The sequence below is a fragment of the Ramlibacter sp. genome, from assembly GCF_035706265.1.
Taxonomy (GTDB): domain Bacteria; phylum Pseudomonadota; class Gammaproteobacteria; order Burkholderiales; family Burkholderiaceae_C; genus Ramlibacter.
Genome location: NZ_DASSVG010000367.1, coordinates 1 through 8009 on the forward strand (window position 1 = coordinate 1; position 8009 = coordinate 8009).

Below are 8009 nucleotides of genomic sequence, written 5' to 3' on the forward strand. Positions count from 1 at the left end.
ATGCCGGTGGCCCACAGGACGATCAGCGCGTCGGTCACGACGGACTGCAGTTCCTGCATGTCCTGCAGGTGCGCGTGCTCGGAGGCGCGGCCTTCGGCGAGCATGCCCTTGAGGAGCGCGTAGTCGCTTTTCAGCACGAGGCCGAGTGCGACGCAGCAGGCGATCAGGTGGACGAAGACGAGACCCATTCGGATCAAATCGAGGGCGAGTTCCTGCGACAGGTGCATGTGTGCTTGCTCCGGGAGTGGATGCCGCCCGCAGGGAGCGGCTTGACGAAAAAGTCCGCGAGCGACGGATGCGTCTGCAGACGCGGTTCACTGCGCGGGCGAATGCCTGTGTGGAACAGGCATGCAGCGAATGCTAAGGTCCGCACGGCGGCGAGGCCGTGTGGAATCGTTATCAATTGTGCTTAACCCGGAGGGCCACAGGCGGCTACTCATATTTCAGAAACGTCCGCCGCGCTCGCTACACTTTGGCACTCACGACCCGGTTCCCACGCGGGGACCCCAGCTTTGTTTACGAATGATCCGGGCGAGGGAGCCGGCGCGCCGTCATGTCCGTTGTGAACCAGACCGTCTCGCGCAGCATGGGCGAGGCCGTGGGCGCCGCCGCGCGCCTGATCGAGAAGTGCGTCGACCACGCGGTGGCGGCGTTGCAGCAAATGGAGTCGGGCACGTCGGGCGAGCAGCGGCAGCAGGTCGCGGACGCCTGGCGCGCGTTGATCGCCCAGCGCCGGGCCTGGACGCAGCGCTTTCCCCGGGTGCTGGGCGCGGCCTTCGAGGCCGAGGCGAGCGGCCGGCCGCGGCCGGCGGCCGCCCCGCGCGGTGACGAGCTCTCGCTCGCGCTGGTGGACGACGGCGAGATCTCGCGCAGCATCGAGACGGCGCGCCTCGCGCAGCTGCTCACGGCCACGCTGGAGCGGCCGCTGTCCGAACTCGATGCCCTCATGAGCAGCGCGCTGGGCCTGCGCGTGGTGCAGCCCGAACGCAATCCGCTGCGGCCGGTCGTCTACGCGCGGGCGCTGCGCGAGATGATGGCCGAAGGCCAGCCCGATCCCGCCTGGCCGCCCCTGTGGCTGCGGCACATGGCAACGCCGCTGGCGCAGGAACTGGAGCAGGTCTACAAGGCGCAGACGCACTTCCTCACCCTGCAGCGCGTGAGCGCGGCCAACTACCGGCTGCGCGCAGCCTCCGAAGGGCCGTCGTCGCGCGCCGGCTCGCTGGGCGGGCCGTCGCGGCCGGCGCCGTTGGGCGGCCTGTCGCGCCCCGCGCCCCTGGAGGGCCTGTCGCGCCCCGCGCCGCTCGGAGGCCTGTCACGCCCGGCGCCACTCGAAGGGCTGTCGCGTCCCGCGCCGCTCGGTGGTTCGTCGCGTTCCGCTCCGCTGGGCCCGTCCTCGCGCGGTGCACCCCTGGGCCACGCCGGCTCCGGCGCGGTGCCGCTCGATCCCTTCCGCGCCTCGGGCTTCTCCGGTTTCGCCGACCTGCCGGTGCGCAACGTCGAAGGCGCGCGCCTGCAGCAGTTCCTGCTGCGCGGCGAGCCGCAGGCCCACCGGCCGCTCGCCCCGAGCTACTACGCCGAAGTCGACGCCGAACTGCGCGCGCTGGAAGCGGATGCGGACGACGCCGAGGCCTACGACGAACAGGCGGTGCGCGAGCACCTGCACCTGCCGCCGGTGGACCGCCCCGCCCGCGCCGTGGACGTCGACAGCCCGCTGCCGGAACACTGGGGCCGCTTCGCCACGCCGCGCCAGCGCGCGCTGGTGCGCGGCCGGCTGAAGACGCAGGCGCGCGAGGTCGGCCAGGTCTACGGCCTGGAGGTCGTGCGGCGGCTGGTGAACCGCGTCGCCGGCGACCCGCGCCTGCTGGCGCCGCTGCGCGAAGCCATCGTGGGCCTCGAGCCCTCGCTGCTGCGCCTGGCGATGGTGGCGCCGCGCTTCTTCAGCGACGCGGACCATCCGGGCCGGCTGCTGGTGGAGAAGGTGGCGGAGCGCAGCTTCCGCTACAACGACGAATTCAGCGTCGAATTCCAGGGCTTCTTCGGCCCGGTGGCGCGCAGCTTCCAGCGCCTGAACGAGATCGAGCCGCTGGAGAACGCCGACCCCTTCCGCGCCGCCCTCACCGACCTGCAGGCCACCTGGGCGGCGCAGGATGCGCTCGACGACGAGCCGCAGCGCCGCGTGCTGGACGCGGTGCAGTTCGCCGACCGGCGCCAGCACGAGGCCGACCGGATCGCGAGCGAATTCCTCCAGCGCTCCGACCTGCAGGGTGTCGACACCGCCGTGCGGGAGTTCGTGCTCGGTCCGTGGTCGCTGGTGGTGGCGCATGCGCGCCTCGCGCAACCCGGGGGCGGGATCGACCCGGGCGGCTTCATCGGGGTGCTGAGCGATCTGCTGTGGAGCGTCAAGCGCGAGCTCACGCTGAAGGAGCCGGCACGCGCGTTCGAGCTGATCCCGCGCGTGCTGATGAAGCTGCGCGCCGGCCTGGCGATGCTGGGGCAGCACCCGGCCGAGAGCGAAGCCTTCTTCCTGCAGCTGGAACGGCTGCACCGGCCGGTGATGAAGCTGCGCGCCCGCCAGCGCCACCGCGACGTCGCCCCGCCCGAGCCGTTCACCGCCACGCAGCCGGCGGTTCCCGAGCGTGCGCCCGGCGAGCCGTGGATGGCGCAGCAGGAGCTGCATGCGGCCGGCTTCGAGGAAGCGCCCCCCAGCGGCCCGGCGCCGCTCGCGCCCCGGGCCGCGTCGGCCGAGGAAGGCGCGACGCTGTCCGACGAGGAGACCGAGGCGCTGCTCGCGCTGCTGGCGCCCGGCTCCTGGGTGGACCTGCATGTGCGCGGGCAGTGGCGCCGCGCCCATCTCAAGTGGGCGGCCGAGCGCCGCACGCTGTTCCTCTTCGTGAGCCACGGCGGGCAGCCGCACTCGATGACGCGCCGCACCCTGCACCGGCTGGTGAAGCAGCGGCTGGTGCGGCTGGTGGACAGCCAGGCCGTGGTGCCGCGCGCGCTGGCGCAGCTCGCCGAGCCGGCAGCCGCCTGAGGCGCGCGAACCCCGGTAGGATCCATACCGTGGATCCATCGACCGTCGCGCCCAACCTGTGTCCCCTGTGCGGGCAGCCCAATCGCTGCGCCATGGAGCTCGAACGCGAAACGGGCGTGCGGCAGCCGGCCTGCTGGTGCACCCAGGTCGACTTCGGCGCCGAGCTGCTCGCGCGCGTGCCGCCCGAGGCGCAACGCCGCGCCTGCATCTGCCCGGCCTGCGCGCGCGGCCGCCCCGGCGCGTGACGGACCCCGGATCGGCCGTCGCGCTGCGCGCGCGGCACGGCCCGCGCTACCGCTGGCTGCTGATGCTCTCGCTGATGGTCGGCGTGATGGCTTCCATCATGTCCTCCACCGTGGTGAACGTGGCGATTCCCGACCTGAGCCACCACTTCGCCCTTACGCAGGAGCGGGCGCAGTGGGTCAGCTCCGGCTTCATGGTGGCCATGACGGTCTCCATGCTCACCACGCCGTGGCTGCTGACGCGCTTCGGCTACCGCCGCACCTACGTGGGCACGATGCTGCTGCTGATGGCCGGCGGCATCGCGGGCGGCGCGGCCGCGTACTACCCGCTGGTGCTGGGCGCGCGCGTGGCCGAAGGCTTTGCCGCCGGCGTGGTGCAGCCCATCCCCGCGATCATCATGCTGCGCGCCTTCGAGCCCAGCGAACAGGGGCGCGCGAGCGGCCTGTTCGGCATGGGCGTGGTGCTCGCGCCGGCGCTCGGACCGAGCATCGGCGGCCTGCTGGTGGACCTGTTCGGCTGGCGCTCGATCTTCTTCATGGTGGTGCCGTTCTGCCTGCTCTCCATCTGGCTCGCCTACCGCTACGTGCCCACCTCGGCGCCGGGCGGCATGAGCGCGGCCTCCGGCGGCCCGCGCCTGGACTGGCGCGGGTTGACGCTGGGCACGGTCGGCACCCTGTGCCTGCTCAATGGCCTGCTGGAGATCCGCGGCGGCGATCCGCTGCTGGCCGGCGGGCTGCTGTTTGGCGCGTTGCTCGCGCTGGCGGTGCTGATCGCCTGGCTGCACCGCGCGCGCCGCACCGGCCGCGAGGCGCTGATCAACCTCGACCTGTTCGGCTACCGCACCTACACCATGGGCACGCTGGTGGCCTTCATCTACGGCACCGCCCTGTTCGGCTCGACCTACCTGCTGCCGGTGTACATGCAGATGGCCCTCGAATTGCCCGCCTCGCACGTCGGCACGATCCTGCTGCCCTCCGGCATCGTGCTGGCCATCACCATCGGGCTGGCCGGCCGGCTCACCACGCGGCTGCCCACGCGCGTGCTGGTGGGCGGCGGGCTGGTGCTGCTGGCGCTCTCCTTCGCCCTGATGCCCACGATCGGCTTGCGCACCGGCCTGTGGGTGCTGGTCGCCTGGGCCACCCTGGGCCGCATCGGCCTGGGCTTCATCCTGCCCTCGCTCAACCTCGGGGCCATGCGGCCGCTGGCCAAGAACCTGATCCCGCAGGGCGCGAGCGCCATCAACTTCCTGCGCATGCTGGGCGGCGCGGCGGGTGTGAGCCTCTGCGCCCTGGTGCTGGAGTGGCGGCTGGCCGCGCACGGCGATGTGCTCACCCGTGCCGGCACCAGCCCGGCGCGGCTGGCCGCCTTCAACGAATCCTTCCTGCTGCTGGCGGCGATCTGCGGGCTGGCCGTGGTGGCGGCCTGGCAGCTGCGCGACCCGCCCGGCCACGTGCCGCTGGACCAATAATCGCCGCATGTGCCAGCTGCTGGGGATGAACTGCAACACGCCCACGGACGTGACCTTCAGCTTCGCCGGCTTCCGCCAGCGCGGCGGCCGCACCGACGAGCACGTAGACGGCTGGGGCATCGCCTTCTTCGAAGGGCTCGGCCTGCGCCATTTCGTCGACCACCAGCCGGCGGCCGACTCGCCGGTGGCGGAGCTGATCCGCCGCTATCCGATCAAGAGCCGCAACGTCATCGCGCACATCCGCAAGGCCACCCAGGGCCAGGTCGCGCTGGAGAACTGCCATCCCTTCGTGCGCGAGCTGTGGGGCCGCTACTGGGTGTTCGCCCACAACGGCGACCTGCAGGGCTTCCATCCGCGCCTGCACGCCAGCTTTCGCCCGGTGGGCAGCACCGACAGCGAGCGCGCCTTCTGCTGGCTGCTGCAGGAATTGGCCAAGTCGCACGCCGGCGTGCCGAGCGTGGCGGAACTGACGCTGACGCTGCGCGAGCTGACGCCGGCGATCGCGCGTCACGGCCGCTTCAACTACCTGCTGTCCAACGGCGACGCGCTGTGGGCCCACTGCTCCACGAACCTCTGGTACGTGGAACGCAAGCATCCGTTCGCGCACGCGCACCTGGCCGACGAGGACCTGAGCATCGACTTCGCCCAGCACACGACGCCGGACGACAAGGTGGCCGTGGTCGTCACCGCGCCGCTGACGGACAACGAGGCCTGGACGCAGTTCGCGCCGGGCGAGTTGAAGGTGTTCGTGGACGGGCAGGTGCGATGAACACCTGAATACCGGACGCAAAGGACGCGAAAGAACGCAAAAGACGCAAAAGGAAAACCAGGAAGTTTCTTTTGCGTCCTTTGCGGAACCTTTGCGTCCTTTGCGTCCGGATGTTGGATGTTCAGACCACCGTCCGATCGCGCTCCACCGCTTCCTCGAGCGCATCGACGAACATCGCCGGGACGTCGAAGCCGGCCTGTTGCGTGATTTCCTGGAAGCAGGTGGGGCTGGTGACGTTGATCTCGGTGAGGCAGTCGCCGATCACGTCCAGGCCGATCAGCAGCAGGCCGCGCTCGTGCAGCAGCGGGCCGATGGTCTCGGCGATCTCGCGGTCGCGCTCGGAGATCGGCTGCGCCACGCCCTTGCCGCCCGCCGCCAGGTTGCCGCGGATCTCGCTGCCCTGCGGGATGCGCGCCAGGCACCAGGGCACCACCTGGCCGCCGATCACCAGCACCCGCTTGTCGCCCTGCGAGATCTCGGGCACGAAGCGCTGCACCATGATCGTGGTCGCGCCGTGCTGGTTGAGCGTCTCGATGATGGAGCCGAGGTTCAGCCCCTCGGGCCCCACGCGGAAGATGCCCATGCCGCCCATGCCGTCCAGGGGCTTGAGGATGATCTCGCCGTGCTCCTCGTGGAAGCGCCGCACCTCGTCGGCCGAACGCGTGACGAGCGTCGGGCTCACGAACTGCGGGAACTCCATGATGGCCAGCTTCTCCGGGTGGTCGCGCAGGGAGGACGGCCGGTTGAACACCCGGGCGCCTTCGCGCTCGGCCTGCTGCAGCAGGTGGGTGGCGTAGAAGTACTCGCTGTCGAAGGGCGGGTCCTTGCGCATCAGGACGGCGTCGAAGTCCTTCAGCGGTCGCAGGCCGCTGCGCCGCACCTCGAACCACTCCTCCTCGCCGCCGGTGAGCGTGATCTCGCGCACCTCGGCGTGCACCAGCTCGCCCGAGCGCCACGTGAGGTGGCGCGGCTCGCAGGCGGCGATGCGGTGGCCGCGCCGCTGCGCCTCGCGCATCATCGAGAAGGTGGTGTCCTTGTAGGTCTTGAAGACCTCCAGCGGGTCGGCGACGAAGAGGATGTTCATGGGCGGAATACTGCGCTGAGCCGGCAGCATAGCCCGATTGCTCATTCCTTCGCTCGCGTGGGCGCAGCCGGGCCGCCGAAGATGTTGACGGGCAGCGGCAGGATCACCGTGGAGCCGCGGTCGCCCGCCACCTGCGTCATGGTCTGCAGGTAGCGCAGCTGCATCGCCTCGGGCTGCTGGGCCAGCATGCGGGCGGCCTCCAGCAGCGTGGCCGAGGCCTGGCGCTCGCCCTCGGCGTGGATCACCTTGGCGCGGCGCTCCCGCTCGGCCTCGGCCTGGCGGGCGATGGCGCGGATCATGGAGGCTTCCAGGTCGATGCGCTTGATCTCCACGTTGGCCACCTTGATGCCCCACGGATCGGTCTGGGCGTCGAGGATCTGCTGCACGTCGAGGTTGAGCCGGTCGCGTTCGGCCAGCATCTCGTCGAGTTCGTGCTTGCCCAGCACCACGCGCAGGGTGGTCTGCGCGAGCTGGCTGGTGGCCTGGAAGAAGTCCTGCACCTGGATGATCGCTTTCTGCGGATCGACCACGCGGAAGAACACCACGGCGTTCACCTTCACCGAGACGTTGTCACGCGAGATCACGTCCTGCGGCTCCACGTCGAGCGTCACCACGCGCAGGTCCACCTTCACCATCTGCTGGATGCCGGGAATCACCAGCACCAGGCCGGGGCCCTTGACCTTCCAGAAGCGCCCGAGCTGGAACACCACGCCGCGCTGGTACTCGCGCAGCACGCGCAGGGAAGAGCCCACCAGGATCAGCAGCAGCGGCAGCACCACCCAGCCGAACCCGAGTCGCAGATCAAGCATCGCTTGCCTCCTTGTCGTTCGCCCCGGCGCGTTGCACCTCCAGCCGCAGGCCCTCGACGCGGGCCACGCGCACCCGCTCGCCGGGCGCCAGGTCGCCGGGGCCGCGCACCTGCCAGCGCTCGCCGTGCACCTGCGCCCAGGTGCCCGCCGGCCCCGCGGCCAGCACCACGCCTTCGGCTCCCACCAGTTCCTCCACGCCGCTGACCACCGGGCGGCGGCGCGCGCGCAAGGCCATGCTGCCGCCGCCCAGGATCACCAGCGCGGAGACGAGCGCCAGCCCGAGGATCACGGGCAGCGGCACGCCGTAGCCCGGCACGTCACGGTCGAACAGCAGCAGCCCGCCCGCGACCAGGGCCACGAGCCCGCCCACGCCCAGCACGCCGAAGCTGGGCGCCACCACTTCCGCCGCCAGCAGCCCCATTCCCAGCAGCACGAGCGCGACGCCCGCATAGTTGACCGGCAGCAGCTGCAGCGCGAACAGCGCCAGCAGCAGGCAGCTGGCGCCGGCGACGCCGGCCACGCCGAGGCCGGGGCTGGAGAACTCCAGCAAGAGGCCGTACATGCCCAGCATCAGCAGCAGCAGGGCGAAGCTCGGGTTGGCGATC

General features: G+C 71.2%; 7 protein-coding genes and 1 pseudogene. 4 read left to right on the top strand and 4 right to left on the bottom strand.

The genetic code is table 11. From position 1 onward, the window contains the following. Positions 1-227: pseudogene (locus tag VFM98_RS13315) on the bottom strand (hypothetical protein); the annotation flags it as partial. Positions 228-553: 326 nt separating this feature from the next. On the opposite strand from VFM98_RS13315, the gene VFM98_RS13320 reads away from it, so the two are divergent. The 4 genes from VFM98_RS13320 (at position 554) to VFM98_RS13335 (ending at position 5511) form a co-directional block, all read left to right on the top strand. Continuing rightward, entirely contained in the window at positions 554-3031 is a 2478-nt protein-coding gene (locus VFM98_RS13320) for a DUF1631 family protein (RefSeq protein ID WP_325110400.1), read from the top strand. 29 nt (positions 3032-3060) lie between these two features. Then, a complete protein-coding gene (locus VFM98_RS13325) occupies positions 3061-3276 on the top strand; it encodes a cysteine-rich CWC family protein (RefSeq protein WP_325110401.1) in 216 nt (71 codons plus the stop codon). A gap of 62 nt (positions 3277-3338) precedes the next feature. Next, complete coding sequence (locus VFM98_RS13330; RefSeq protein ID WP_325110406.1) at positions 3339-4742, top strand: MFS transporter; 1404 nt, start codon at positions 3339-3341, stop codon at positions 4740-4742. A 7-nt stretch (positions 4743-4749) separates the two neighbouring features. Beyond that, the gene (locus tag VFM98_RS13335) at positions 4750-5511 is read left to right on the top strand and encodes a class II glutamine amidotransferase (RefSeq protein WP_325110402.1); all 762 of its coding nucleotides are present in this window, start codon (positions 4750-4752) and stop codon (positions 5509-5511) included. 121 nt (positions 5512-5632) lie between these two features. Here VFM98_RS13335 and gshB read toward each other — a convergent pair whose 3' ends face one another. The 3 genes from gshB to VFM98_RS13350 all read right to left on the bottom strand — a co-directional run. Then, positions 5633-6595 (bottom strand): glutathione synthase, encoded by a 963-nt coding sequence (gene gshB / locus VFM98_RS13340; protein WP_325110403.1) that lies wholly within the window; start codon positions 6593-6595, stop codon positions 5633-5635. Between the two features lie 41 nt (positions 6596-6636). Beyond that, entirely contained in the window at positions 6637-7404 is a 768-nt protein-coding gene (locus tag VFM98_RS13345) for a slipin family protein (RefSeq protein ID WP_325110404.1), read from the bottom strand. Continuing rightward, a partial coding sequence (locus tag VFM98_RS13350; protein ID WP_325110405.1) for an NfeD family protein occupies positions 7397-8009 on the bottom strand: 613 nt, incomplete at its 5' end. The genes VFM98_RS13345 and VFM98_RS13350, both read right to left, overlap by 8 nt.